21 protein-coding genes, 1 tRNA gene and 2 pseudogenes are annotated in these 25134 nt (G+C 71.5%); 10 read left to right on the top strand and 14 right to left on the bottom strand.

Going from position 1 to position 25134, the window contains the following annotated elements:
• Nucleotides 1-177 precede the first annotated feature (177 nt).
• Nucleotides 178-1488 (top strand): M6 family metalloprotease domain-containing protein, encoded by a 1311-nt coding sequence (locus tag HDA41_RS14510; RefSeq protein ID WP_230299368.1) that lies wholly within the window; start codon nucleotides 178-180, stop codon nucleotides 1486-1488.
• 45 nt (nucleotides 1489-1533) lie between these two features.
• On the opposite strand, the gene HDA41_RS14505 is transcribed toward HDA41_RS14510, so the two are convergent.
• The 8 genes from HDA41_RS14505 to HDA41_RS14470 form a co-directional block, all read right to left on the bottom strand.
• Nucleotides 1534-1607, bottom strand: a tRNA-Lys gene (locus HDA41_RS14505).
• On the bottom strand, nucleotides 1598-2197 hold the full coding sequence (locus HDA41_RS14500) for a bifunctional DNA primase/polymerase (RefSeq protein ID WP_184984090.1): 600 nt from the start codon (nucleotides 2195-2197) through the stop codon (nucleotides 1598-1600). The genes HDA41_RS14505 and HDA41_RS14500 overlap by 10 nt, the downstream gene beginning before the upstream one ends.
• Nucleotides 2198-2331: 134 nt before the next feature.
• Entirely contained in the window at nucleotides 2332-2697 is a 366-nt protein-coding gene (locus HDA41_RS14495; protein WP_150481040.1) for a DUF8844 domain-containing protein, read from the bottom strand.
• Between the two features lie 190 nt (nucleotides 2698-2887).
• Complete coding sequence (locus HDA41_RS14490) at nucleotides 2888-3037, bottom strand: hypothetical protein (RefSeq protein WP_184984088.1); 150 nt, start codon at nucleotides 3035-3037, stop codon at nucleotides 2888-2890.
• Nucleotides 3034-4371: an AAA domain-containing protein gene (locus tag HDA41_RS14485; RefSeq protein ID WP_184993392.1), complete on the bottom strand. Its 1338-nt coding sequence runs from the start codon at nucleotides 4369-4371 to the stop codon at nucleotides 3034-3036. The genes HDA41_RS14490 and HDA41_RS14485 overlap by 4 nt, the downstream gene beginning before the upstream one ends.
• 202 nt (nucleotides 4372-4573) lie before the next feature.
• A complete protein-coding gene (locus HDA41_RS14480; RefSeq protein ID WP_184984086.1) occupies nucleotides 4574-6166 on the bottom strand; it encodes an amino acid adenylation domain-containing protein in 1593 nt (530 codons plus the stop codon).
• A complete protein-coding gene (locus tag HDA41_RS14475) occupies nucleotides 6157-7401 on the bottom strand; it encodes a hypothetical protein (RefSeq protein ID WP_184984084.1) in 1245 nt (414 codons plus the stop codon). The genes HDA41_RS14480 and HDA41_RS14475 overlap by 10 nt, the downstream gene beginning before the upstream one ends.
• Entirely contained in the window at nucleotides 7352-8305 is a 954-nt protein-coding gene (locus HDA41_RS14470; protein WP_184984082.1) for a phosphatase PAP2 family protein, read from the bottom strand. The genes HDA41_RS14475 and HDA41_RS14470 overlap by 50 nt, the downstream gene beginning before the upstream one ends.
• Nucleotides 8306-8495: 190 nt before the next feature.
• Between HDA41_RS14470 and HDA41_RS14465 the strand changes: the two genes are divergently transcribed.
• Nucleotides 8496-9089 (top strand): histidine phosphatase family protein, encoded by a 594-nt coding sequence (locus HDA41_RS14465; RefSeq protein WP_184984080.1) that lies wholly within the window; start codon nucleotides 8496-8498, stop codon nucleotides 9087-9089.
• Between the two features lie 10 nt (nucleotides 9090-9099).
• Here HDA41_RS14465 and HDA41_RS14460 read toward each other — a convergent pair whose 3' ends face one another.
• Nucleotides 9100-10551: an NsdA family TPR-like regulatory protein gene (locus tag HDA41_RS14460; protein WP_184984078.1), complete on the bottom strand. Its 1452-nt coding sequence runs from the start codon at nucleotides 10549-10551 to the stop codon at nucleotides 9100-9102.
• Between the two features lie 297 nt (nucleotides 10552-10848).
• Between HDA41_RS14460 and HDA41_RS14455 the strand changes: the two genes are divergently transcribed.
• The 7 genes and pseudogenes from HDA41_RS14455 to HDA41_RS14425 all read left to right on the top strand — a co-directional run bounded on the left by HDA41_RS14455 (nucleotide 10849) and on the right by HDA41_RS14425 (nucleotide 17831).
• Entirely contained in the window at nucleotides 10849-11244 is a 396-nt protein-coding gene (locus HDA41_RS14455) for a hypothetical protein (RefSeq protein ID WP_184984076.1), read from the top strand.
• 141 nt (nucleotides 11245-11385) lie between these two features.
• Nucleotides 11386-12255 carry a spermidine synthase gene (locus HDA41_RS14450; protein ID WP_184984074.1) on the top strand — a complete coding sequence of 290 codons (870 nt, stop codon included), beginning with the start codon at nucleotides 11386-11388 and terminating at the stop codon, nucleotides 12253-12255.
• Nucleotides 12256-12308: 53 nt separating this feature from the next.
• Nucleotides 12309-13054 (top strand): annotated as a pseudogene (locus tag HDA41_RS14445) (sensor histidine kinase); the annotation flags it as partial.
• Between the two features lie 219 nt (nucleotides 13055-13273).
• The gene (locus HDA41_RS14440; RefSeq protein ID WP_184984072.1) at nucleotides 13274-14587 is read left to right on the top strand and encodes an ABC transporter substrate-binding protein; all 1314 of its coding nucleotides are present in this window, start codon (nucleotides 13274-13276) and stop codon (nucleotides 14585-14587) included.
• 32 nt (nucleotides 14588-14619) lie between these two features.
• The gene (locus HDA41_RS14435; protein ID WP_184984071.1) at nucleotides 14620-15603 is read left to right on the top strand and encodes a carbohydrate ABC transporter permease; all 984 of its coding nucleotides are present in this window, start codon (nucleotides 14620-14622) and stop codon (nucleotides 15601-15603) included.
• Nucleotides 15600-16487 carry a carbohydrate ABC transporter permease gene (locus HDA41_RS14430; protein WP_184984070.1) on the top strand — a complete coding sequence of 296 codons (888 nt, stop codon included), beginning with the start codon at nucleotides 15600-15602 and terminating at the stop codon, nucleotides 16485-16487. The genes HDA41_RS14435 and HDA41_RS14430 overlap by 4 nt, the downstream gene beginning before the upstream one ends.
• A 21-nt stretch (nucleotides 16488-16508) precedes the next feature.
• Nucleotides 16509-17831 carry a glycoside hydrolase family 36 protein gene (locus HDA41_RS14425; RefSeq protein ID WP_184984069.1) on the top strand — a complete coding sequence of 441 codons (1323 nt, stop codon included), beginning with the start codon at nucleotides 16509-16511 and terminating at the stop codon, nucleotides 17829-17831.
• A gap of 62 nt (nucleotides 17832-17893) precedes the next feature.
• Here the strand turns inward: HDA41_RS14425 and HDA41_RS14420 are convergent, their stop codons facing one another.
• From HDA41_RS14420 to HDA41_RS14405, 4 genes are all read right to left on the bottom strand, one after another.
• Nucleotides 17894-19330 (bottom strand): GH1 family beta-glucosidase, encoded by a 1437-nt coding sequence (locus tag HDA41_RS14420; protein WP_184984068.1) that lies wholly within the window; start codon nucleotides 19328-19330, stop codon nucleotides 17894-17896.
• Nucleotides 19331-19462: 132 nt separating this feature from the next.
• Nucleotides 19463-20380: a carbohydrate ABC transporter permease gene (locus HDA41_RS14415; RefSeq protein WP_184984067.1), complete on the bottom strand. Its 918-nt coding sequence runs from the start codon at nucleotides 20378-20380 to the stop codon at nucleotides 19463-19465.
• A gap of 12 nt (nucleotides 20381-20392) precedes the next feature.
• Entirely contained in the window at nucleotides 20393-21406 is a 1014-nt protein-coding gene (locus tag HDA41_RS14410; protein ID WP_184993390.1) for a carbohydrate ABC transporter permease, read from the bottom strand.
• A gap of 5 nt (nucleotides 21407-21411) precedes the next feature.
• The gene (locus HDA41_RS14405; RefSeq protein WP_184984066.1) at nucleotides 21412-22737 is read right to left on the bottom strand and encodes an ABC transporter substrate-binding protein; all 1326 of its coding nucleotides are present in this window, start codon (nucleotides 22735-22737) and stop codon (nucleotides 21412-21414) included.
• Between the two features lie 397 nt (nucleotides 22738-23134).
• Between HDA41_RS14405 and HDA41_RS14400 the strand changes: the two genes are divergently transcribed.
• Entirely contained in the window at nucleotides 23135-24190 is a 1056-nt protein-coding gene (locus HDA41_RS14400; protein WP_184984065.1) for a LacI family DNA-binding transcriptional regulator, read from the top strand.
• A 90-nt stretch (nucleotides 24191-24280) separates the two neighbouring features.
• On the opposite strand, the pseudogene HDA41_RS14395 reads toward HDA41_RS14400, so the two are convergent.
• Nucleotides 24281-25132, bottom strand: a pseudogene (locus tag HDA41_RS14395) (MFS transporter); the annotation flags it as partial.
• Nucleotides 25133-25134: the final 2 nt, after the last annotated feature.

The raw sequence follows: 25134 nt of genomic DNA, 5'->3' as shown, positions 1-25134 counted from the left end.
TCAGCCCTTCTGACAGATCGTTTCTGCTCATGCATGGGCGGCTTCTTCAGGCCCCCGACCAGTTGTGACGTTCCGTGAATGCTTCGGGGTGTCGGCTTCCGCGTTTTTTCGGCCCCTTCACCCGAGCGGTGCAGGCAAACAGGGCGCAGTACGACAAATCATTACAGGCTGGGTGCGGTGTCCCGTGAACCGTACCCGGAGGTACCCGTGCCGCGTCAGTTCTCGCGCGCCCGACTGCGCAGCACCGCGGCCGTGTTCACCACCATGTCGGCACTGGCCGCGACCTCCCTCGGCACCGGCCCGTCGGCCGCCGAGCCCGACTCGCCCGCGCCCTGCGCCCTGACCCGCACCGACGCCCACCACTCGGAGGGCCTGGACAGCTGGAACGCCGCCTATCCGCGTCCCGCCCGGTCGCTGGACGCGGTCATGGTCTTCCTGTCCTTCCCGGACGCCCATCCGCTGACCACGCCGCAGGAGCTGACCGCCGACCACTTCCCGGCCACCACCCACTTCTTCGAACGCGCCTCCTACGGCCGTTTCACCCTGCGCCCGCACCCGCTCGGGCACTGGATCCGGATGCCGCAGCCGTCCACGGCGTACGCCATACAGCGTGACTGGAGCGCCGTGCACCGGGCCGCGTACCTGCGGGACGCGCTCTCCGTGGCCGACCCGCAGGTCGACTTCTCCCGCTACGACGTCGTGTACTTCGTCGCCGACCCGGACGCGCCCGGCGTGGACTCCGACGCGACCAAGGTGGTCAACCTCACGACTCCGATGCGGGCTGACGGTACCGACCTGCGCCGGGTCGTCACGGTGTTCGAGCAGCATCCGCCGGACCGGCTCGTTCTCGCCCATGAGACCGGGCACGTGTTCGACCTGCCTGACCTCTACCACCGGCCCGTGGACGGCAAGGGCGACTGGGACACGCACGTCGGCGACTGGGACCTGATGGGCAGCCAGTTCGGACTGGCGCCCGACCTGTTCGGCTGGCACAAGTGGAAGCTGGGCTGGCTGGAGCGGCGGCAGGTGCGGTGTGTGCAGGACGCCGGGCCCGCCCGGCTGACCCTGGAGCCGCTGGCGGCCGGGCCCGGGGTGCCGGTGGCGGGTGCGGCGGGGGCGCCGGCCTTCGGCCTCGGGCGGGGCACCAAGCTCGCGGTGGTGCGCACGGGCCGCGACAGTGTGCTCGCGTTCGAGGTGCGGGGGCCGGCGGGCAACGACGTGGCCGCGTGCCGGCAGGGAGTGCTGGTGTACCGGGTGCGGGGCGAGGCGCACTCCGGGGGCGGGCCGATCGAGGTGATCGACGCCCATCCGGGAACCGAGGCCTGCTGGGAGGACTCGGTCTACCCGCCTCTCGCGGACGCGCCGATCGGCCCCGGGGAGAGCTTCACGGTGCCGGGGGAGGGGGTGCGGGTGGAGGTGGAGGGGCGGACGGCTTCGGGAGCCTGGACGGTGAAGATCACAGCGGGCCTTGAAGGTGCTCCGTCATGAGCATGCAGAAGGCCCCTCGCTCTCGCGAGGGGCCTTTGCCGTCTGTGCGCCGCCAGGGACTCGAACCCCGGACCCGCTGATTAAGAGTCAGCTGCTCTAACCAACTGAGCTAGCGGCGCCTGCTGACGTCGTAGACCTTAGCACCCTGGTCGGCGGGAGGAAAAATCGATATCCGCACGGCCGAACGGGCCGCCCGGACGGCCGCCCACAGCAGTACCTCGGGGCCGGGCAGCCAGGGCTGACGGGTGTCGGGGGCGACCAGCCAGCGGGCGCCGGAGCGGCTGGGCGAGGCGTCGTCCGCCGGGGCCGGGACGGTCACCGCGTCGCCTGTGCCGTGGCACAGCAGGGGCGGTACCCCGCCCGTGCGGCCGGTCTCCCCGGTGTCACCGCCGTGCTTGCCCCACTCCTCCCACTCCAGCAGCGCCGGCAGCCGCTGGGCCGTGCCGGGCGCGGCGAACAGCAGCATCCGGCCGCGGAACTCGGCGACCGGCCCCGAGCCGGGCCCGTCGTCCCACAGCCGGTCGAGCATCCGCCTCCCGAACATCGCGGGCGCGCTGACGACGTCGAAGACCGACCCGCAGGGCAGCACGACCGGTGCGTCCGGCCGCTCCTCCCAGAGGGCGAGCGTGCTCCGCGGATACGTTCCTGCCGAAGCGAGCCAGACGGCTCCGTCCGGGGTGACGTGGGAGGCGTTCCATGTGCTGCTCATGGCATCCATGTCTACCGGCCGTGCACGTGCGGTTCCCGAGGGTTGCGGGAAATCGGGACAGGGCGGGGTGGGAGGGAGTATCTTGCCCGCCTGGCATATGCCACGGAGATCGGCAAGGCGGTGGAGCCCCGGTCTCACACCGGGTCGACAGGCCCCCGGCCCTCGCCGCCCCGCAGCAGGTCCCGGCCGAACTCGACCATCTTCTTGGCGTAGTCCTCGGTCCACTCGGCCCGCTCGGCGATGTCCGCGGTCGTCAGCCGGTCGAACCGCCGCGGATCGGCCAGCTGCGCCGCCGCGATCGCCTGGAACTCCACCGCCCGGTCCGCCGCGGCCCGGAACGCCAGCGTCAGCTCCGTCGCGCGGGACAGCAGCGCGCGGGGATCGTCGATCGACTCCAGGTCGAAGAAGTGCTCAGGGTCGGAGGCCGCCTCCGCGGGCTCGAAGAGCAGGGGCGCGGGGCGTAGCCGCGGTTCGTTCCGACGCGGCGTGGGCTCCGCCATGTCTACTCCTCCTCGTACGTCGCGCTGACCCTCCCGGTGGAGTGGGCCACCGTCCATTGTCTCGCGGGCGCGCAAGTGGGCATCGCGGTAGTGGGTACGGCTGCGACACCACCCGGCGTTCGTCACAGCCGCCAGGACACGCGATGTTCGGCCAGATGCGCCAGCGGGACGGCGCGTCCGCTCGTGTGGGTCATGGCCACACCACCCGGTGCTCGGCCAGATGCGCCAGTACCGCGTGATGCGTCTCCCACCCGTCGGGGCTGTGTTCATCGGCCGCCTCCGGCGGCGTGCCGGCCGGCGGAGGGTGGTCGGGGTCGGCGTGGCGGCTTGTGTGGGTCATGGCCGCCACACCACCCGGTGCTCGGCCAGATGCGCCAGCACCGCGTGATTCGCCTCCCACCCGTCCGGAAACTTCACCACCGTGCCCAGCTGCACCGGCTCCGTCGACGGATAGTCGTCCAGCAGGTCGCCGACCCCCGCCCGGCAGACCACGATGCACGCGTGCCGGTGGCGGGAGGCCAGGACGCACAGGCGGCCCGTCTCCAGGTGGAAGGCCGTGGCGTCGGGGCGGCCGGAGAGGGGGTGCAGGACCACCGTGACGTCGTACTCGCGGCCCTGGAGCCGGTTGGCCGTGTCCACGACCACGTCGGTGACGCCGAGGTCGGCCAGGGCGGCACGGACCGCGGCCGCTTGGTCCCGGTGTGCCGTGCCGACGGCGATCCGGTCGGCGGTCAGGGGAGAGGGGTCGGGTGAGCGTTCCGACGTCGCCGCGCCGCCCCGGTCCAGCAGACGCCGTACGACCGTCGCCACCGCCCGCACGGCCTCCGGGTCCGTGCGTGGGGTGTGCCGCGGGGGCAGCTCCAGCAGGCCCCAGCCCGACTCGGCCGCCTCGTCGATCACCTGGTCGGGGCCCGAGCCGTCCGGCGGCACGGCGAAGGACAGCCGCCGGTCGCCGTGGCCGGTGCCGCTGCGGAACGGGGTGTACGGGTAGAAGGCGTCCGAGACCAGGGGGGCCGCGGAGGCCGGAAGCCGCCAGGAGACCGGCAGACGGTGCTGGGGCAGATCCGGGTTGTGGGCGAGCAGGGTCGTCACCGCCGAGGCCGACGGGTCGTACGTCAGGCCCGCCCACTGCTCGCTGCCCACGATCGCGAACGGGTCGAGCTGCCCCGGGTCGCCCACGAACAGCGCCCGCTCGAACAGCCCGGCCACCGCGAGCAGCGCGTCCGAGCGCATCTGGTACGCCTCGTCGACGATCGCGTACCGCCACGGCTCGTCGGCCTTCACATGCGCCCACTTCGCCGCTGTCGAGATCACCACGGCCAGCCCGGCGAGGTCGGCCGCCTTCGCCGACTTGCGGACGTTCTCCAGGCCGTCGAGCGCCTTGTCGTACGGGTCGGCGTCGCTGCTGTGCAGCCGGCCCACCGGCAGCTCGGGGTCCTTCTCGGCGAGCCGCAGGACCAGGTCGTCCACCTGGGCGTTGGTCTGCGCCACCACCATCAGCGGATGGCCGGCCTCGGCCAGCTCCAGGGCCGCGCGGACGACGAGCGTGGACTTGCCGGCGCCGGGCGGGGAGTCGACGACGACACCGCGCGCGGTGCTGTGCAGCGTGTCGTGGAGGATCGCGTCGGTGGCCTGGGCGGCCTCGGTGCCGGGGTCGAAGGCGGCCTTCTGCATAGTCACCGACAGTGCCGCCTCTGTGACAGATGGTAGTATCGCGGCGCGCTGAGCGAGAACCAAGCCAGCACAGCAACCTCCAATCTCTGGGGAAACCGGGCTGGTTCCAACCCGGCTGGTGCTGATCGCGGAAGACTCGGTAGCTCGCTGAGCAATCGAGCGGCGTGAGCCAGGAATCCCGCTCGTTCGCGAGGGGGAGGGTTCAAAGCACGTCCTCCGCGGTCACCGGGTCGGCGGCCTCCAGCGTCGCCTCACCGGGCGGCCCGCCGTGCGTCCAGGGCGTCTCCTCCGGGTCGGGCAGCTTCGCGCCGCCCCGCTGCTCGTGCTCGAAGAGCGTGAAGCAGACCCGGTCGCCCTTCTCCGGCACGGAGCCAGGCTCGGGCTCCTTGCCGCGGCCCATCTTGTCGAGGACCCGCAGCACGACGTACGCGCCGTCCTCCTCGGCCCCGGCGAACTCCGCCGACTGCGGCTTCCCGCCCAGCGACCGGTACACCTTCGTCCGCTCCCCGAGATGCGGCCGGTCGTCCGTGCGGACCGTGACCAGGGGGCGGGGGCTGGGCCGCTTGCCCTCGCTGTACGCCATCACGACGTCCGTGACCTCACCCGCGAACGCCTCGCCGGACAGTCGCCGTCCCGCCATGACCAGCGGGTCGTCGAGGGCCTCCTGCGCCTCCAGCCGGGCCTGTTCGCGCTCGCGCGTGGCGAGTTTGTTCGCCGCGGTGACCGCGTCGTCGCGGCGGGGCTGCGGGGGCTCGCCGGCCAGGACCCGGTCGCGGTGGCCGGTGAAGGACCAGCGGTCGCGGGTCCAGCGCTCGTCGACATGCGCCCCCTCGGGCAGCTCCCGCAGCAGGTCGAGGCCCTGCCAGACCCTTTGCCAGGTGGGCAGTGTGCGGCTGAGCACCAGGTCCCGGATCTCCTGCTCGGCGGCGGTCAGCGCACCGAGCCGGTCGTCGGCCTCCAGGCCGTCCTCGGCGGCGGCCAGGGCCGTGCGGGCACGGTCGTAGCGCTCGATGGCCGGGGCGAGCAGCTTGTTGTCGAACGCCGGGTCGGTGGCGGGACCGGCCGGGGGACACGTCAGCTGGCCCTGGGCGTCCCGTTCCAGTTCCGCCCGCAGCGCGGCCTCGGCGCCGGTCAGGCCCTCCGGCGGGTCGATCCAGGCGAGCAGCGCCCCCAGGTGCTGGTCCTCCAGGGTGGACTGCCCGGTCGCCCAGTGCCGGCCCAGTACGTCGGTCATGGCCAGGAGCAGCGAGGAGCCGGGCACCCGGGCCCGCTCCCCGAAGTGCGTCAGCCACCGCCCGAGCAGCGGCACCCGGGGCGGCGCCGGATACGGGGCCTCCGGATCCTGCTCGGCCGTCCGCCGGAAGCGCATGGACCGCCCGAGCAGCCGCACCAGCTCGATGCCCCCGCGGCTCGGCACGATCAGCTGCGGCGCGTCCGCGCACAGGTCGACCTCGACCTTGACCCGCTTGCCGGTCTCCGGGTCGGTCTCGGTGCGCTCGGCGGCCTCCACGACCTCGGCGTACGCGTCGACGTACGGCAGCACCACGTCGGCCAGTTCGGCCAGGAACGCGAACCTGAGGTCGCGGTCGCGGGGCTGCGGGACGACCAGCAGACGCGGCGCGTCCCGGTCCGTGCCGACCAGCGCGCCGAGCGGGGCACCGGCCTCACCGGCGGTGGTGAGCGGCACGAACACCAGCGGGCGGTCGGACAGGTGGCGGTGCCGGACGGTCGCGACGGGCTGGGCGCGGCCCGTGCTGACCGCTTCGAGCCGGGCCAGGGTGGAGATCAGCGACACGCCGCCTCCAGTGCCTCGGCGCGCAGGGCCGCGGCCCGCCTGAGGGCCGCCACCGCCGGATCGTCGGGATCGCCCGCCCCGCCGCGGGCCGCCGCGAGGACGCCCTCCACGGTCGTCAGCCCGCCCAGCTCCGCCCGCACCGGCCGCCCGAGCGAGGTCACCGCGCCCGTCTCGCGCGACCTGGCCCGGCAGTGGAAGGCCAGCTCGCACGCGGACAGGCACTCCGGCGCGTACGTCGCCGGGACCGACTCGACGGCGGCCGTCAGCTCGTCGGCGGGCAGCTCGGGGGAGAAGCACGTGCCCTCGGGGAGCGTCTCGGTGATGTCCTCGATGCGGGTCAGCCGGGTCAGCTGGCGGGCCGTCACCGCACGCTGCTTGCGGATGTCGACGGCGGACGCGGCCGGCAGGTTGGAGAAGTCCCTGGGGCAGACGAGCAGGATCCGGTGCCGCACCCGCGGGGACGGCGCCCTGTCCTGAGCACTCCGCCCCCGGGGCGCTTCAGCCGGTGTCGAGGGGGCGACCGTGCTCGGCCCTTCGGGCCTCCGCGCGCTCGCCCCCTCGACACCGGCGCACCCCTCCGGCTCCGCGCCGAGCCGCGCGGCGACCTCCTCCAGCGCCAGCACGTACACCGCCGCCTGCCGGGCCGCCGCCCCGACCTTCGCCGGGTCCGCCGAACCGTCCAGCAGCGGGAACGACTTGATCTCGACCACGGTCCAGCTGCCGTCCGGGTGCACCACGACCGCATCCGGTTCGAGGAACGCCGGGGAGCCCGCGACGTCGAGGGCGAGCATCGGGTGGTCGAGCAGCGTCCACGCGCCCGGGTGGGCGGTGGCCTCCCGCAGCTCCAGCGCCGTACGGGCCGTACGCCCCTGGGGGCCGGTCGCCGTCAGGTCGGGCACGCGCGCCTCGGCGGGCGGCTCGGCGGCCCGGTCCAGCTTCTCGTGCACCAGCCGCAGCAGCTCCGCGCCGCCGTCGGCCTTGACCCGCGCCTCGAACGCGTTGCCCCGCGTGAGCGCGAACTGCGACTGCCCGAAGGCCGACGGCGAGCCCAGCGCGCTTGCCAGTGCCGCCTTGTTCACCCCGGCGCCGTCGAGGATCGCGCGTCGCGCGCAGCCGGGGTTGGCGGCCAGCGCCGCCAACGCGCGCGCGTCCAGGGCCTTCGCCGGTACGTCGGGACCGCGCAGCTCAGCGAGCCGGTGCCGGAGCGCCGTCCCCCGCGTCCTGGGGGGAGGCACTCGGCTCGGCTCCCGCTCCGAACCGCGACTCGCGCTGCCGTGGAATTCGCTCACCCGCGGAAGTCTGACATCCGGCACTGACAATCGAGGAACCCGCGGCGGAGGAGGCCGCCGGGACCGGAGCGACAGGCGGCACGAACCGTGCCTTGACCCGGTCCGCCGTGCGCATCACGACCGGCGCGAGCAGCAGTCCGGCGCCCATGACGGCCGCGCCCGCGAGCGCGTCGAGGAAGTAGTGGTTGGCGGTGCCCATGACCACGATCGTCGTGATCAGCGGGTAGGCGACTCCCGCGAACTTCGCCGTGCGCGTACCGCCGTAGCGCCACAGCATCACTCCGCACCACAGGGCCCAGCCCACGTGCAGACTCGGCATCGCCGCGTACTGGTTGGTCATTCCGCCCATGCCGCGCGGTGCGCTCGCCGCGCCACCCCACCAGCCGTAGGAGCTGTACTGGGCCATCGTGTCCACGAAGCCGTGGCTCGCGTTCAGGAGCCGGGGCGGGCAGGTCGGCATCAGTGTGAAACCGACCAGGCCTATGAGGGTGGACGTCATCAGCCACGTGCGCTCGGCGCGGTAGCGCACCGCGTGGGAGCGGAAGAGCCACACGAGGATCGCCGGCGTGACCAGGTAGTGCAGCGACGCATACCAGAAGTCCGCCGGTATGCCTATCCAGGCCTCGCGGGTGAAGAGGCGGTTGAGCGGGTGCTCGAAGTTGAGATACAGGGCCTTCTCGGCGCGCAGCAGCGCCAGGCCGTTGTCGACCGCACCGGAGACGTCGCCCCGGGCGAGGAGCCGGCCCGCCGTGTAGCACGCGTACACCAGCAGGATCAGCGGCAGCTCCGTCCACCAGCGCAGGCGGAGCGCAGGGGCCGCCTCGGTGCCCGGTGCCTCGGTGTGCGGCATCCGATCGCCCTCCCCCTTCGTCGTCACGCGGCGCCCGGCCGGTCGGTCGTGCCACTTTACGGTGTACGTGCGCGCCCTGGGGGCGCCCCCGGACCTCAAAGACGCTGAGATCGCCCCCCGGGTTGCCCGCGACCAGCGTGCGCGATGATGGAGGAGTTCCGCTCGCGTTTTTCTTCCGGAAAGGTCCCCCATGGCTCCGCGCATCCTGCTGGCCCGCCACGGACAGACCGAGTGGTCACTGTCCGGCAAGCACACCGGCAGGACGGACGTGCCGCTTTTGGAGGAGGGCCGGCGCGGGGCCAAGCTGCTCGGCGAGCGCCTGCACCGGGCGCCGTACGACGGCCTGCCCGGCGTCGAGGTGCGCACCAGCCCGCTCGCACGCGCGCGTGAGACGTGCGAACTGGCCGGCTTCGGCGACCGCGCGCGTGCGTGGGACGCGTTGCTGGAGTGGGACTACGGGGCGTACGAGGGCATGACCCCGGCGGACATCCAGGCCGTCCGGCCCGGCTGGCTCATCTGGCGTGACGGTGTCCCCGAGGGCGAGACGCTCGCGGAGATGACGGCCCGGGCCGACGAGGTGGTCTCCTGGGCGCGTGCCGAGGACCGGGACGTCCTGGTCTTCGCCCACGGGCACATCCTGCGCTCCATCGGGGCGCGGTGGCTCGGACTGCCGATCGACTTCGCGGCGCGGATACGACTGAATCCGACGTCACTGTCGGTGCTGGGATGGGCGTACGGGGAGCCGGCGATCGAGAGCTGGAACGATCTCGGGCACCTCGTGTAGCCGAGGGCGTTCACACCGTCCGCGGCAACGACGCGTGTCTCTCCAGGAACGCCCATACCCCGGACGCCCGCCGGTGGGGTGACAACACCCGCGCCGTAGCCGCCAGCATCGTCTGGATCCGGGACGACTGGACCTCCTCCAGCAGGTCCAGCACCCGCATCCCCGCCACGGCGGCCTCGTCCGGTCGCCCGCCCCGCGCGAGGTCGTCCGCCAGCTCCGCCGTGTACAGCGCGATGTTGCGCGTGAAGTGCGGATCCTGCAGCTCCGCCGCCCGCCGCGCGTGCCGTGCGGCCCGGGGCCAGTCGCCGAGCGTGGACCAGCACTGCGCCTCCAGACCCTCCAGTTCGGCCTCCCCGTAGAAGCTCATCCACTCGGGGTCGTCGTCCGAGGGGCCCCGGTCGAAGAAGGCCTGCGCCCGGGCCAGCGACTGCTCGCAGCCGACGCGGTCGGCGAGGCCCGCCCAGCCGCCCGCCTCACGCAGCGCGAGCAGCGACATCAGCCGGGCCGAGCCCACGGGCCGGGCGGCGCGCTGTGCGGCCTGGGCGGCCCGGACCGCCTCGCGCGGCCGGCCCGCGTCGCGCGCGAGGAAGGCCGTGTTGCAGAAGGCGTGCGCCTCCAGACCCGGATCGTCCGTCATCCGGGCGGTCGCCAGCGCCTCCGCGTAGTGGGAGCGGGCGTCGTCGAAGCGTCCGGAGTCGTGGGCCAGCCAGCCCACGGAGATGGCCAGTTCACCGGCGCCCGAGTAGAGCCGGTCCGCCGTCGTCTGCCGGGTCGTACCGGCGTCGAGCAGGGCGTAGGCGGCACGCAGCGGGGCGGCCGCACGGCGGTAGAGGCCGTCGGCCCCGTGCCGGTCGTCGAGCAGCCGGATGCGGCGGACGGCTTCTTCCAGGGCGCCCGCGTCATTCGCCCCGGCGCGGCGCGCGGGGCGCTGTGCCGCCGCGGCGTCGAGGGCGAGGCCGACGGGCCCCAGCGAGGCGGCGGCCAGCGTGGCGCCCCCGCCGGTCATGAATGCGCGACGCAGCACGTCGCTCTCCTCGTAGGTGTCGTGCGGGTGGTACGGGTCGTACGGGTTCTGCGTTTCATACGGCTCGCAGGCCCCGCTGGTCTCACTCGTGGCGTTCGCCGGGTTCGCGGTGCGCGTCAGGGGCGCGTCCTCGGTGTCGCGCGCCCGGCGTCCGCGTACCGCAGAGCGGGGCGCGAACCCCAGGTCGGTGAGCATGCGGCCAGGGAACATGTGCAAGAACACCCGTTCGTATGCGTAGTTCGGACAGCGGATCTCGCCCGCCTCGACCCGGCCGATGTACCGCGCGTCACAGCTGACCTGCTCGCCGATCTCCAGGGCGGCCCGGCGGATCGCCGCGGCGAACTCGGCCGGTGAGCGCTGTCCGCGCAGCTGCCGGAAGGCGAGGTTGGGCCGTGGCGGCCGGTTGGGTTGAGACGAGGTCACCGTTGACGACGCCATGGCCGGGTCCTCTCGTGCGAACCGTCGAACCATGCCGGGTTCGGGGTGAGTTGTACACATTGTCCCGTATGTTCTTCCCCGTGACCGGCGGGCAAGAACGTACCTGCTGTGCCGGAGTCCTCACGCTGAGTTTGACTACAAACCGGATATCTCCTCCGTGATCTGCCATGAACTGCCATCCTTTGCGGCTGACTTCCGCCGTAGCCGTTGACGGTCTGCCGCGTTGAACGCTGTGGACCGGGAGGCCCCCGACTCCCGACCGCTCGTCCAAGCAGGGGTTCCGTGGTGGAGGCCGGGATGGAGACCAGCCAGATCAACGATCCTCGTACACCGGCGAGTACACCGCCGGCCGGCTGCGATGTCGTGACGGTGCCGGCGCGGCAGGGGCTGGAGGCGGTCGACATCCTGCGGCGCGGGACCGGTGAAGCGGTCGGGCCCGTACTGCACGACGACGGCGGTGGCACGCTGGGCTTCCTCGTGCCGCCGGGGACGGCCGCGGCGTGGGACGTGCCGGGGAGCACATGCACGCAGACCGACGGACGCGGACTGATCCTGGCCCCCGAACCCCCGGTGGAGGGCTCGGACTGGCTGCTGCCGCCCGGGGAGGCGCACCTCGCGACGGACCCCGCGGTGCTGCGCAAGGCCCTCGGGGAAGCGGCCCGGACGATCAAGGCGGCGGACAGCTGCCGCTGAGGTGCCGGCGCCCGAGGAGGAACCAACCGGCGCCTGCGAGGCGCTGACGCCCGCCCCGAGGTGCTGACGCCCGCGGGGGCGCCGTCGCCCGGGGGGGGGTGCGTACGCCCTGCTTAGCAGCCCAGCCGCGATAATGGCCCCATGGGAAAGTCCAGGAGCGGTCGGCGCAGGCAGGCCGGCGCGGAGGCCGTCGTCGAGAGCGTCGACGGCGGGCTCGCCGAGCTGATCCCCGACCGCGAGCGGGCCCGGGCCTGGACCCTGGTCATCGACGGGGCCCCGCAGTCGCACGTCGACCTGGACGATCCGGCCTACCTGTCCTTCGAGTACCAGCGCCGGCTCGGGCACGTCATCGACCTCGTCGCCCAGGCGGGCAGGCCTGTGCACGCCGTGCACCTCGGCGGTGGCGCGTTCACCCTCGCCCGGTACGTCGCCGCGACCCGGCCCCGCTCCACGCAGCAGGTCGTCGAACGGGACGCCCGCCTGGTGCAACTGGTCCGCCGGGAGCTGCCGTTGGACCCGAACGCGCGCATCCGGGTGCGGTCCGTCGATGCCCGCGAAGGGCTCGCCAAGGTGCCGGACGGCTGGGCCGACCTGGTCATCACCGATGTGTTCAGCGGGGCCCGGACACCGGCCCACCTGACCTCGACCGAGTTCCTCGACGACGTACGCAGGGCCCTGAAGACCGGCGGGGTCTACGCCGCCAACCTCGCCGACGGGCCGCCGCTCGCCCACCTGCGCGGCCAGATCGCCACCGCCGCCGCCCGTTTCGAGCAGCTCGCGCTGGTCGCCGACCCGACGGTGCTGCGCGGCAAGCGCTTCGGGAACGCCGTCCTGGTCGCAGCCGACCAGCCGCTGCCCGTCGCCGAACTGACCCGGCGTGCCGCCTCCGACCCGCATCCCGGCCGGGTCGAGCACGGACGGACGCTCACCGACTTCACCGGCGGGGCCGCACCCGTCACGGACATCGCGGCGGTGGCGTCCCCCGCGCCGCCCGCGTCGGTGTTCCGGTGAGCCCGTACGGCACTCGGTAGGTCCCGATCTCCACGCGCGGCGGTCCGTCGTGCCTCGTCCAACTGCTGGCGAGCGAACGGGAGCTGGCGGCCGACCTCTCCCACCGGCTGCGCACGCCCCTGACCGTGCTGCGTCTCAACACCGCCTCGCTCGGCGAGGGACCGGCCGCCGAGCAGACCCGGAGCGCGGTCGAGCAGCTGGAGCGCGAGGTCGACACCATCATCCGTACGGCCCGGGAGGCCAAGCCGCAGACGGCCGCGGCCGGTCCGGGCGCCGGGTGCGACGCGGCCGAGGTGGTGCGGGAGCGGATGGCGTTCTGGTCGGCGCTCGCGGAGGACGAGGGCCGCAAGTGGCGGGTGGCCGGGGCCGACCGGCCGGTGCGCATACCCGTGGCCCGCGCCGACCTGGCCGCCGCGCTCGACGCCCTGCTCGGCAACGTCTTCCGGCACACCCGGAGGGCACCGCCTTCGCGGTCGACCTGCACAACGGCGAGGACGCGGTGATCGTCCTCGTGTCCGACGCGGGCCCCGGCATACCCGACCCGGAGGCCGCGATGGCGCGGGGCCGCGGCTCCGGGAGCGACGGCTCGACCGGGCTCGGCCTGGACATCGTGCGCCGGCTCGCGGAGTCGACCGGCGGGGACGTACGGATCGGCTCCTCGGTGCTCGGCGGGACCGAGGTGCGGATCTGGATCCAGCCGGCCGGGCGGGCACCGGCGAGCAGGGGACACCGCGGGCCGGTACGGCGCAGGCGGCCGGGCAGGCTGGTTGCTGCGTACAACCGCTCCCGCTCCGCCTGACGGGCCTTCGGCCCTCTTCAACCGGCCTCACACCCATCCGGGGAGCGTGCGCGCTCACGGGTCGGTCACGTTTCGACAAATCGAGTCGACGGCCCTTGACGCATGACCGGACATACAGCTGTTATTGCGCCACCGTGTTCGGTCAAGTTGATTTCTGGTCGATTAAGACTGGATTTCACGCCACACCCTCGTGACCGAACCCTGCCTCAGGAGCCGTTCATGCACGACCTCGCCCCCTCCGGACTCTCCTTCTCCGCTCCCAGCCGCCGCACCCTGCTGCGCGGCATAGGCGGCGCGACCCTGCTCGGCGCCGGCATCCCCCTGCTGAGCGCCTGCGGCGGCAGCGGTACGGCCGCCGACCCGAAGACGGTCAGCCTCGGCTCGAACTCCTCGGACGCGGTGCCGAAGAAGGCGTTCGCCGAGATCTACGCCGCCTTCACGAAGAAGTCCGGCGTCAAGGTCGACGTGAACACCAAGGACCACAACACGTTCCAGGAGCAGATCAACTCGTATCTGCAGGGCACCCCGGACGACGTGTTCACCTGGTTCGCCGGGTACCGCATGCAGTTCTTCGCGTCGAAGAAGCTCGCCACCCCGATCGACGACGTGTGGCAGAAGATCGGCGGGAACTTCCCTGAGGCGATGAAGAAGCTCAGCAAGGGCGAGGACGGCAAGTACTACTTCGTGCCGCTGTACACCTACCCGTGGGCGGTCTTCTACCGCAAGAGCGTTTTCGCCCAGCACGGCTACGAGGTTCCGACCACCTGGGACGCCTTCGTCGCGCTGTGCAAGCGGATGCAGAAGGACGGTCTGGTCCCGATCGCCTTCGGCGACAAGGACGCCTGGCCCGCGATGGGCACCTTCGACCAGATCAACTTCCGCACCAACGGCTACGACTTCCACGTCGAGCTGATGGCGGGCAAGGCCTCCTGGACCGATGCCAAGGTGCGCAAGGTCTTCGACCACTGGACGGAGATCCTGCCCTACCACCAGGAGGGCGCGGTCGGCCGCACCTGGCAGGACGCGGCACAGACCCTGGTGGCGAAGAAGGCCGGTATGTACCTGCTGGGCACCTTCGTCGGCCAGCAGTTCACCAACAAGGCCGACCTGGACGACCTCGACTTCTTCGCCTTCCCGGAGATCGACCCGCAGTTCGGCCAGGACACCGTCGAGGCGCCGACCGACGGCTTCATGCTCTCCAAGGCCCCGAAGAACAAGGCCGGTGCCGCCCAGCTGCTGGAGTACCTGGGCACCCCGGAAGCCGAGCAGATCTACCTCAAGTCCGACCCGAACGTGGTGGCCGCCTCCACCAAGGCCGACACCTCCTCGTACACGCCGCTGCAGAAGAAGGCGTACGAGATGATCTCCGGCGCGAAGAGCCTGACGCAGTTCATGGACCGCGACTCCCGCCCGGACTTCACCTCCACGGTGATGCAGCCCGCGCTGCAGAACTTCGTCCGCAACCCCAAGAACGTCGACAGCATCCTCTCGTCGATCGAGCGCCAGAAGAAGACGATCTTCGCCTCCTCGTGACCCGACCGGAGACTCGACGACTCGGATCTGACATGACTGCCACCCCCGCCAAGGTCCCGGAGACGGCCGACGAGCCGACTCCGGGGTCCGCCCCCACGGCCAAGCCCGCCAAGGTGCCCCACGGGCACCAGCGCCTGCTGACCCGCCGCGACCGGCTCACGCTCGGCCTGATGGCGGGCGTGCCGACCATCCTGCACGTCGCCCTGGTGTGGCTGACGGCCCTCGCCTCCATCGCCCTGGCCTTCACCACCTGGGACGGCATCGGCTTCGACTCGATCCGCTGGGTCGGCCTCCAGAACTTCCGGGAGCTGTTCACCAACAACCCGCAGTTCTGGCCGGCAGTCGAGCACAACGTGATCTGGTTCGTCGTGCTCATCGTGCTGCCCACGCCCTTCGGCCTGTTCCTGGCCGTGCAGCTGGACAAGAAGATCCGCTTCAGCCGCGTCTACCAGACCGCGTTCTTCCTGCCGGTCGTGGTGTCGATGGCGGTGATCGGCTTCGTCTGGCAGCTGGTCTACAACCCGGACACCGGCCTGATCAACAGCCTCATCGGCGCCAACAAGCCCGGTCACTACATCGACTGGATCGGCGACCCGGACCTCAACCTCTGGGCCATCCTGGTCGCCGCCTCGTGGCGGCACGCCGGCTACATGATGATCCTGTACCTGGCCGGTCTGAAGAGCGTCGACCCCGCCCTGCGCGAGGCCTCCGCGCTGGACGGCGCCAACGAGTGGCAGACGTTCAAGAACGTCGTCTTCCCGACCCTGCGGCCCACCAACACCGTCGTGCTGGTCGTCACGATCATCGAGGCCCTGCGCGCCTTCGACCTGGTCTTCGTCTTCAACAAGGGCGCCCAGGGCACCGAACTGCTGTCGATCCTGGTGACCAACAACATCATCGGCGAGTCCAGCCGGATCGGATACGGCTCCGCCATCGCCGTCGTCCTGCTCGTGATCTCGCTCGCAGTGATCATCCCGTACTTGATCGCCACCTTCCGGAAGGAGCGGCGCGCATGAGCACCGTCGTCGGCGCTCACAAGCAGCGCACCCCCATCCGCCCCGCCCGGGTCCTGCTGCACACGTTCCTCGTCCTCACGGCGCTGGCCTGGCTGGCGCCCCTGCTGTGGGCCCTGCTCGCGGCGATGCGGCCGTACGGGGAGACCAGCGAGAAGGGCTATGTCTCCTGGCCCGACAAGCTGACCTTCGACAATTTCACCAACGCCTTCACGCAGTCGGACATGCTGCACTACTTCGGCACGACGCTGATCGTCGCCGTGCCGGCCGTGCTGCTCACGCTGGTGCTGTCGTCGATGGTGGCCTTCTACGTCAGCCGCTTCGACTTCCGCGTCAACCTGGCTCTGCTGCTGGTCTTCACCGCCGGCAACCTGCTGCCCCAGCAGGTCATCATCACTCCGCTGTACCGGCTGTACCTGCTGATCGACCTGCCCGGCATCACCATGAGCGGCAAGCTCTACGACTCCGCGCTCGGCCTGGTCCTCATCCACGTGGCGTTCCAGTCCGGCTTCTGCGCGTTCGTGCTGAGCAACTACATGCGCTCGCTGCCGCACGAACTGACCGAGGCCGCCCTCGTCGACGGCGCCTCCGTCTGGCGCCTGTACTGGCAGATCGTGCTGCCGCTGTGCAAGCCCGCGATGGCCGCCCTCGCCACCCTGCTGTCCATCTGGATCTACAACGACTTCTTCTGGGCCATCGTCCTGATCTCCACCGGCGAGAACATGCCGATCACCTCCGCCCTGAACAACCTCTCCGGCCAGTACTTCACCGACCCCAACCTGGTCGCCGCCGGAGCCCTGCTCACGGCCATCCCCACCCTCATCGTCTACTTCGTGCTCCAGCGCCAGTTCGTCAGCGGCCTGACCCTGGGCGCCAACAAGGGCTGACCCTTCCCGAAAGAGATCACCGTGCCCCACCCCTTCACGCCGCTGGCCTCCGTGCCCGTCGACCCCCGCCGCGCCCGAGTCCACGAGGAGGGCTGGCAGTCCTGGAGCCCCAGCGGCGCCTACGCCTGCGGCGCGGCGCCCTACCGCCCGGCCAACGCCAACTGGGCCACGGTCTGCTACCGCCCCGGCGTCACCGTCCCCGCCGGCGTCTTCCAGGGCGAGGGCCTGCTCGCGCTCGACCCCGGCGACGGCTCACCGGTCCGGCTGTGGGCGGCGGCCGAGCCGACGCGCGAGGTGCCGTCGATCCGGCTCGCCGTACGGGACGGTGTCGCGGAGGTCGCTGCCGACGGCCTGGCGAAGGAGTGGACGGGCGACGACATCCAGTCGGTGCTGGGCGAGTGGGCCGCCGGTCTCGGCATCGCGGCCCCGCGCCCGGCCCCCACCGTCTGGTGCTCCTGGTACGAGTACTTCACGCAGGTCACCGAGGACGACATCCACGAGAACCTCCGCGCGATGGACACCCTCGACCTGCCCGTCGACGTCGTCCAGATCGACGACGGCTACCAGCGGGCCCTCGGCGACTGGCTCACGCTCTCCGGGCGCTTCCGATCCCGCGCCGGAATCGCCGACAAGATCCGCTCCCGCGGTCGCCGCGCCGGTATCTGGACGGCGCCGTTCCTCGTGGACCCGGCGAGCGACCTGGCCGCCGAGCACCCCGACTGGCTGGTCCGGGACACCGCCGGCGGCTTCGCCCACGCCGGCCGCAACTGGGGCCACGACCTGCGCGTCCTGGACACCACCCACCCGGACGCGGCGGCCTGCCTGACCGAGGTCTTCACGACCCTGCGCGCCGAGGGCTACGACTACTTCAAGGTCGACTTCCTGTACGCGGGCGCCCTGGACGGCATACGCCACGCGGACGTCGACCCGCTCACGGCGTACCGATCGGGCATCGAGCTGATCCGCGCGGCGATCGGCCCGGACTCCTACCTCCTGGGCTGCGGCGCACCCACCCTCCCCTCCATCGGCCTGTTCGACGCCATGCGCGTCAGCCCCGACACGGCCCCGCACCGCCGCCCCGAGGCGGACGACTACTCCCAGCCGGGCCAGGACCCGGCCGAGTTCACGGGTGCCGCCCGTCAATGGCAGCACGGCCACCTCTGGACCAACGACCCCGACTGCCTGATGGCCCGCCCGGCTGTCGAGACCCGCGAACGGTGGGCGGCACACGTGGAGTCCACGGGAGGCCTGATGGCCTCCAGCGACCGCTTGCTGTCCCTGGACGAGTGGGGCGTGACGACCACCCGTCGGCTCCTGACGCCACGCGGCGTCTCCTCGCACTGAACAGCCGGGGCGCGGCACTCCCCCTCATCGTGCCGCGCCCCGTCCCCCCGCCTCCGCAGTGGCTAGACCGCCTCCACCTCCGGCAGTGTCCCGGTGCGTGCCGCCCTCGCGTACCAGTGGGCACTGGACTTCGGGGTGCGTTCGAGCGTCGCGTAGTCCACGTACACCGCGCCGAAGCGCTTGCCGTAGCCGTAGGACCACTCGAAGTTGTCCATCAGGGACCACAGGAAGTAGCCGCGGACGTCCGCGCCGTCGGCGATCGCGCGGCGGACCGCCGACAGGTGGCCGTGCAGGTAGGCGACGCGCTCCGGGTCGTGCACCCGGCCGTCCGAGTCGATCTTGTCGTCGTAGGCCGCGCCGTTCTCGGTGATGTACAGCGGCAGGCCCGGCGCCTCCCGGGTGTAGCGCATGATCAGCTCGTGCAGGCCGGTCGGGTCGATCGTCCAGCCCATCTCGGTGCGGTCGCCGGGCGTCTGGTGGAAGGCGACGTCGTCCGCGGCCGGCCAGGGGGAGTGGTCGCTGGAGCCGTGGCCGTCGGCGCGCGGGCCCTTCGCCGACGGGTCGGCCGCCGAGACCAGCGCGGGCGTGTAGTAGTTGAGGCCCAGCGCGTCCAGCGGCTGGTTGATCAGCGTCAGGTCGCCGTCGAGGACGTGGTCCCAGTCCGTGAGCTGCGCCGTCGACACGTACAGCGACTCCGGGTACGCGCCGTGCAGGACCGGGCCGTGGAAGACGCCGTTGGCCAGGTCGTCGATCTTCCGGACCGCCGCCAGGTCCGCCGGGCTCTGCGAAAGCGGCCTGACCACCGAGGAGTTGAGGCTGATCGCCACCTGGTTACGGGCCGGCATCACCGACCGCAGGGCGGACGCGCCCAGCCCGTGCGCCAGGTTCAGATGGTGCGCGGCCCGCAGCGACGCCGCCGGATCCGTACGGCCCGGGGCGTGCACCCCGGAGGCATAGCCGAGGAACGCGCTGCACCACGGCTCGTTGAGCGTCATCCACTGCTCGACCCGGTCGCCCAGCGCCTCGCCGACGATCTGCGCGTACTCCGCGAAACGGTACGCCGTGTCACGCTCCGGCCAGCCGCCCGCGTCCTCCAGCTCCTGCGGCAGATCCCAGTGGTAGAGCGTGACGGCCGGCCTGATGCCCTTGGACAGCAGCTCGTCGACCAGCCTGCGGTAGAAGTCCAGGCCCTTCTGCACGGCCGGGCCCCGGCCGGTCGGCTGCACCCGCGACCACGAGACGGAGAAGCGGTAGGCGCCCAGGCCCAGCTCCGCCATCAGCGCCACGTCCTCGCGGTAGCGGTGGTAGTGGTCGACAGCGATGTCACCGTGGTCGCCGCCGGCCGTCTTGCCCGGCGTATGGCTGAAGGTGTCCCAGATCGACGGCGTCCGGCCGTCCTCCCGCACCGCACCCTCGATCTGGTACGCGGAGGTCGCCGCGCCCCAGAGGAAGGCGGGAGGGAAGGTCACGGCAGTGGCCGGGTTCTCGGAGTCAGGCATGGAAGCGCTCCCATTGAAGGTTGGAGAGGCGAGGGGGGAAGAGGGAGGAGGGGGGAGGAACAGGGGCCGGGGCGGCGCTGGCCCGGCCCCCTGGAGAACGCCGGAAGGGCGCTGGAGGAACGGACGAGGGCATCAGCCCTTGACGGCGCCCTGCATGATGCCGCCCACGATCTGCTTGCCGAAGATCGCGAAGACCAGCAGCAGCGGCAGCGTGCCGAGCAGCGCGCCCGCCATGATCAGGGACTGGTCCGGCGTGTAGCCGCGGCCCAGGCCCGCGACCGCGACCTGCACGGTCGGGTTGCCCATCTGGGTCAGCACCAGGAACGGCCACATGAAGTCGTTCCAGGTCTGCACGAACGTCAGCATCCCGAGCACGGCCATCGCCGGCCGGGCCGCCGGGAACACCACGTGCCACACCACCCGCCAGCTGCTCGCCCCGTCGACCCGGGCGGCCTCGATGATCTCGTCCGGCAGTGCCTGGATCAGGTACTGCCGCATGAAGAACACACCGAACGCACTCACCAGCGACGGGAAGATCACCGCCTGCAACTGGTCCGTCCAGTCGAGCTTGGCGACCATCATGTACAGGGGGATCACACTGAGCTGCGGCGGCACCATCATCGTGCCGATCACGATCAGCATCAGCGCACCACGGCCCCTGAACCGCAGCTTGGCGAAGGCGAAACCGGCGATCGTCGACAGGAAGACGATGGTCAGCGCCGAAGTGCCCGCCACGATCGTGGTGTTGAAGAACGCCTCACCCAGATTGGCGTCCTTCCAGGCGATCTCCAGCTTGTCGAACAGACCCGAGCCGAACCAGAACGGCGGCGGTGTCTGCGCGAGCCGCTGGTTGTCACGCGAGGCGGCGATCGCCGTCCACACCAGCGGGAACAGCGAGACGATGGTGAACACGATGAGGATCGCGTACGCGATCGGACCGCCGTGCAACTGCCCGCCGGCCCGTGCGGCCTTCGGCAGGCGCGGGCGTTTGGACTCCTTCACGGGCGCACCGGGCGGCGGCGCGTCGGGGGGCGTCACAGTCGTCGTCACGGCCGGACCTCCTTAGCTACTGGCGCGCAGCCGGCGCGAGATGACGTAGTTGACGATGCCGATGACGATCAGGAAGAGGAACATCGTCCAGGCGATGGCCGAGGCACGGCCCAGGTGGTGGGCGACCCAGCCTTGCTCGTACAGATACAGACCGAGCGTCTGGAACTGGTGCTCCGCGCCGCCGGAGGTGCCCTGGTTGGCGTCGAACAGCAGCGGCTCGCCGAAGACCTGGCTCGCGCCGATCGTCGACACGACACACGTGAACAGGATCGTCGGTCGCAGCGCCGGCAGCGTCACATGGATGAACTGCTGCCAGCGGTTGGCCCCGTCCAGGGCCGCGGACTCGTACAGGTCCTGCGGGATCGCCTGCATCGCGGCCAGGTAGATCAGCGTGTTGTAGCCGGTCCAGCGCCAGATGATGATCGTCGAGACGGCGATCTGTGAATACCACTTGTCGTTCTGCCAGTCGACCGGGTTGATGCCGACCATGTCGAGCGCCCAGTTGATCATGCCGTAGTCACGGCCGAAGAGCAGCACGAACACCAGCGAGGCCGCGGCGATCGACGTCGCGTACGGGGCGAGCATCGCGACCCGGAAGAAGGTCGAGGCCCGCAGCTTGTAGTTGAGGAGGTGGGCGATGCCCATCGCCATCAGCAGCTGTGGAACGGTGGAGATGATGCCGATGGTCAGGGTGTTCTTCGCCGCGTTCCAGAAGAACTCGTCGTCGAAGATGCGGGTGTAGTTGCGCAGTCCGACCCAGTTCATGTCGGTCGGCGCGGTCAGTTCCACCTGGTGCAGCGACGCCCAGCCCGTGTAGATCAGCGGGAACAGGCCGAAGGCGACGAACAGCAGGAAGAACGGGGAGACGAAGGCGTACGGGCTCCAGCGGATGTCCCGCTGCCAGCGGCGGGACAGCCGGTCCCGGCGCCGCCGTTCCTTCTCCAGGGACACGGGGTCCGCGGGCGGGCGGCCCGGGGCCGCGCCCCCCTCGGCGGGGGGCGCGGCGGTGTCGTGGCGGGTGGCCATGCGGGTCACTGGTCCAGCTTGTTGTCGATGGTCTTGACGGCGGAGTCCCAGGCCTCCTCGGCCGACTTGCCCTTCGTCACCAGGATCACGCCGTTGTCCGTCAGGCCCTGCATGATGATCTGGTCCTTCGGGCCGATCACCTGGACCGGGGCGGCCTTGGCGGCCTCCGCGAAGATCGGGCCGATCTTCTGGTCACCGGTCATCTCGTTCGTCGCGCCGGTCACTTCGGGCATGGTGTAGGTGGACGGAGCGCTCGGGAAGCTGGCCTGCACCTTGAACAGCTTCGCCTGCTGCTCCGGTGCGGTCAGCCAGGTCACGAACTTCTGGGCTTCCTTCACGTTCTTGCCGCTCTTCGGCACGGTGAGGAAGGTGCCGCCCCAGTTGCCGCCCTTGGGCGCCTCGGCCACGGCCCACTTGCCGGCCGCGTCCGGCTTCGAGTAGCCCTTGATCGTGCCGAGCATCCACGGCGGGCAGGCGATGGTGGCGAACTTGTTGTTGGCGATCGAGGAGTTCCAGCCCGGCTGGAACTGCGTCTGCGACTGGACGAGGCCCTTCTCGGCGGCCTCCGCGGTCAGGTCGAAGGCGGCTTTGACGGCCGGGTTGGTCTTGTAGATGACCTTCCCGGAGGCGTCGTAGAACTTCTCCTTCTCGCTGCCCAGGATCGCCTGGATCAGACCGCCGGGGGAGTCCATGAAGAAGGTGCCCTTGGGGGCCTTCGACTTGTAGCGCTCGCCGGCGTCGACGAGCTTGGCCCAGTCGCCGGCCCACAGCTTGCCCACCTCGGCGGGGTCGGTGGGCAGACCGGCCTGCTTGAAGAGGTCCGTGCGGTAGCAGATCGCCATCGGGCCGACGTCGGTGCCGAGGCCGATGGTCTTGCCGTCCTTGGTCGTGGCCTGCTGCCACTTCCAGTCCAGCCACTTGCTCTTGTCCACGCCCGAAGCCTTGGACATGTCCTCGAGCTTGTCGGCCTGGGTGGCCGTGACCTCGGCGATGTTGGCGACTTCGACGGCCTGGACGTCCAGCAGACCGCTGTTGGTGGTCAGGTGGTTCAGCAGCGCCGGGTAGTAGTTCTCGTTCCGCTGGACGGAGTTCTCGGCGATCTTGATGTTCGGGTTGAGCTTCTCGTACTCGGCGTAGAGGCCGGCTTCCTTGAAGCCCATGGTGCCGAAGAGCCCCACCGAGATCGTGGTCTTGCCGCCGCTGTCGCCCGACGGGGAGTCGGAGCCGTTGTCCTTGCCGTCGTCGGCACAGCCGGCCAGCAGCCCGGCGCCCAGCGACGCGGCGGCCGCGAGGACCATCGCCTTGCGGGCGGTTCGGATGCGTGCTCGCATGTCGTCCTCCTGTTGCCCTGACGTGCCGACCCCCCGGCCAACTGCATTGTTGGACCCGTTTTTACTCGCTGCGGCTCGGGCGGGGAACGTGCGGGTTGTGTATGTGTCAGGTACCGTGGGAGCGCTCCCACCAGTGATGTGTTGAAGGGTCTCCGGTCGCGGCGGGGGTGTCAAGGGACCGGACAGCGAGAGGTGCGTTCAGTTATCGGGACGTTAACTGGCCCCGGGCGGGGGCCCGCTGTGGCCCCGGGCGGCGGTATCAAGCCAGTCGGACCGGCTCGCCGGCCGAAGCGGAAGGCCGGGGGCGGCGGGCCTCGGCAGCGGTCACTACAGCTGACGGGCCTGTTAAATTCCAGGCCAGCCGCAGAGTGCGGATGTGGACGGGAAGGCGGAGCCCATGGCAAGCCACGGAGCGCGGGGCCGAAGCGGTGGCCGGCCCACCCTCGAAGAGGTGGCGGCGCGCGCCGGTGTCGGCCGCGGCACGGTGTCCCGGGTGATCAATGGCTCGCCCCGGGTCAGTGACGCCACCCGCGCGGCCGTCGAGGCGGCGGTCGCCGAGCTCGGCTACGTCCCGAACACCGCAGCCCGCGCCCTGGCCGCCAACCGTACGGACGCGATCGCCCTGGTCGTGCCCGAGCCGGAGACCAGGTTCTTCGCGGAGCCGTACTTCTCCGACATGCTGAAGGGCGTCGGGGCGGCGCTGTCCGAGACGGAGATGCAGCTGCTGCTGATCTTCGCGGGCAGCGACCGCGAACGCCGCCGCCTCGCCCAGTACCTGGCCGCCCACCGGGTGGACGGCGTCCTGCTGGTCTCGGTCCACGCGGACGATCCGCTGCCCGACCTGCTGGCCCAGCTGGACATCCCGGCGGTGATCAGCGGCCCGCGGTCGGCGGCGGAGACCCTGCCGTCGGTCGACTCCGACAACTACGGAGGCGCCCGCCAGGCCGTCGAGCACCTGCTGTCCCGCGGCCGCCGCCGGGTCGCCCACATCACCGGCCGCCTCGACGTCTACGGCGCCCAGCGTCGTATCGACGGCTACCGCGACGCCTTGAGCGACGCGGGCCACGAGGTGGACGAGGCGCTGATCGAGGCGGGCGACTTCTCGGAGGAGGGCGGCAGCCGTGCCATGGCGGCACTGCTGGAGCGCCGCCCCGACCTGGACGCGGTCTTCGCCGCCTCCGACGTCACCGCGGCCGGTGCCCGCCAGGCGCTGCGCGAGGCGGGGCGCCGCATCCCCGACGACGTGGCGCTCGTCGGCTACGACGACTCCGCCATCGCCCGCCACCTGGACCCGCCCCTCACCAGCGTCCGCCAGCCCATAGAGGAGATGGGCCGCCGGATGATCGACCTCCTGCTCTCGGAGGTCGCCGACCGCCGCCCCCTGGCGTCCCGGGGGCTGGACCGACGGCAGGTGGTCCTGGCCACGGAACTGGTGCCCCGGTCGTCGTCGTGACGCCGCACTCCCTGCGCTGAACCGCGCCCGGGCCTTCCACCGGGCGGTACGGCATCCGGTGATCGTCCCCCAGCCGCACCGGTTCGCGGCGACCAAGCCCACGCCCTCCAGGCCGGGCGGGTCCGTCAGGAGGCCGACGCCGAACACCCGGAGCGAGATGCCCGCGTAGGCGACCACGAACAGCATCGAGATCACCGCCGCGCGCTGCTGCGCGGGAGATGCCCCGGCCACCTCGGACAGTGCGCCGCGGAACGCCAGGCCCTGCCCGACGCCGCCGACGAGTGCGCTCAGGACCACCAGTGACATCAGCTCCCACCACAGCGCGCCCGCGAGCAGGGCCAGCCCGGCGAGGAGCCCGGCGCAGCCCGACGGGAGGGAGCGCGGCACACCGACCGGGCCGACCGCCAGTTGCCCGGCGGTCGACGCGAAGAAGGCCAGCGCGACGACGAGCCCGCTCACGGCGTGGTCGTCCACGTGCAGGGACTCGGCGAGGAACTCCGGGCTGACCGAGGTGAACACTCCGAAGAGAGCGATCTCATGCAGCGGGCCGCAGCCCAGTCCGCCCATGTTCGCGGCCGTCGCCACGAAGGTGGCCCGGGAGGCGCCGCCGTCCGACGCCGGCTCCATCACGTACGCCGTGGCGGCTCCGGTGAGAAGACCGGCGGAGAGCCCTGACAGCAGCCGGCCCGCGTACAGCCGGCCCAACCCGGTGGCGCACAGGAAACAGACGGCGCTCGCCGCCGCGAACCCCAGGCCGCACAGGAGCACCGGGCGCCTTCCCACGGCGTCCGAGGCGTTGCCGACCAGCAGCAGGACCCCGATGACCCCGAAGGCGTACAGGGCGTACACCACGGTCACCCTCAGCTCGGAGAACCCGAACTTGCCCTGGTAGAGGGGATGGAGGGGAGTCGGCAGCGTGGTGCGGGCCGGACCGGCGCGCAAAA

This window comes from Streptomyces caelestis (assembly GCF_014205255.1).
Lineage (GTDB): Bacteria > Actinomycetota > Actinomycetes > Streptomycetales > Streptomycetaceae > Streptomyces > Streptomyces caelestis.
The sequence above is the reverse complement of the archived record's forward strand: the minus strand, read 5'-3'. Positions and strand labels throughout refer to the sequence as shown.

Excerpts from the sequence above, each read along its gene's own strand:
- HDA41_RS14500 (WP_184984090.1), bottom strand. The coding sequence starts at position 2,197 with ATGAGCAGCACATGGAACGCCTCCCACGTCACCCCGGACGGAGCCGTC.
- HDA41_RS14495 (WP_150481040.1), bottom strand. The coding sequence starts at position 2,697 with ATGGCGGAGCCCACGCCGCGTCGGAACGAACCGCGGCTACGCCCCGCG.
- HDA41_RS14490 (WP_184984088.1), bottom strand. The coding sequence starts at position 3,037 with ATGACCCACACAAGCCGCCACGCCGACCCCGACCACCCTCCGCCGGCC.
- HDA41_RS14485 (WP_184993392.1), bottom strand. The coding sequence starts at position 4,371 with ATGCAGAAGGCCGCCTTCGACCCCGGCACCGAGGCCGCCCAGGCCACC.
- HDA41_RS14470 (WP_184984082.1), bottom strand. The coding sequence starts at position 8,305 with ATGCCGCACACCGAGGCACCGGGCACCGAGGCGGCCCCTGCGCTCCGC.
- HDA41_RS14465 (WP_184984080.1), top strand. The coding sequence starts at position 8,496 with ATGGCTCCGCGCATCCTGCTGGCCCGCCACGGACAGACCGAGTGGTCA.
- HDA41_RS14460 (WP_184984078.1), bottom strand. The coding sequence starts at position 10,551 with ATGGCGTCGTCAACGGTGACCTCGTCTCAACCCAACCGGCCGCCACGG.
- HDA41_RS14455 (WP_184984076.1), top strand. The coding sequence starts at position 10,849 with ATGGAGACCAGCCAGATCAACGATCCTCGTACACCGGCGAGTACACCG.
- HDA41_RS14450 (WP_184984074.1), top strand. The coding sequence starts at position 11,386 with ATGGGAAAGTCCAGGAGCGGTCGGCGCAGGCAGGCCGGCGCGGAGGCC.
- HDA41_RS14440 (WP_184984072.1), top strand. The coding sequence starts at position 13,274 with ATGCACGACCTCGCCCCCTCCGGACTCTCCTTCTCCGCTCCCAGCCGC.
- HDA41_RS14435 (WP_184984071.1), top strand. The coding sequence starts at position 14,620 with ATGACTGCCACCCCCGCCAAGGTCCCGGAGACGGCCGACGAGCCGACT.
- HDA41_RS14430 (WP_184984070.1), top strand. The coding sequence starts at position 15,600 with ATGAGCACCGTCGTCGGCGCTCACAAGCAGCGCACCCCCATCCGCCCC.
- HDA41_RS14420 (WP_184984068.1), bottom strand. The coding sequence starts at position 19,330 with ATGCCTGACTCCGAGAACCCGGCCACTGCCGTGACCTTCCCTCCCGCC.
- HDA41_RS14410 (WP_184993390.1), bottom strand. The coding sequence starts at position 21,406 with ATGGCCACCCGCCACGACACCGCCGCGCCCCCCGCCGAGGGGGGCGCG.
- HDA41_RS14405 (WP_184984066.1), bottom strand. The coding sequence starts at position 22,737 with ATGCGAGCACGCATCCGAACCGCCCGCAAGGCGATGGTCCTCGCGGCC.
- HDA41_RS14400 (WP_184984065.1), top strand. The coding sequence starts at position 23,135 with ATGGCAAGCCACGGAGCGCGGGGCCGAAGCGGTGGCCGGCCCACCCTC.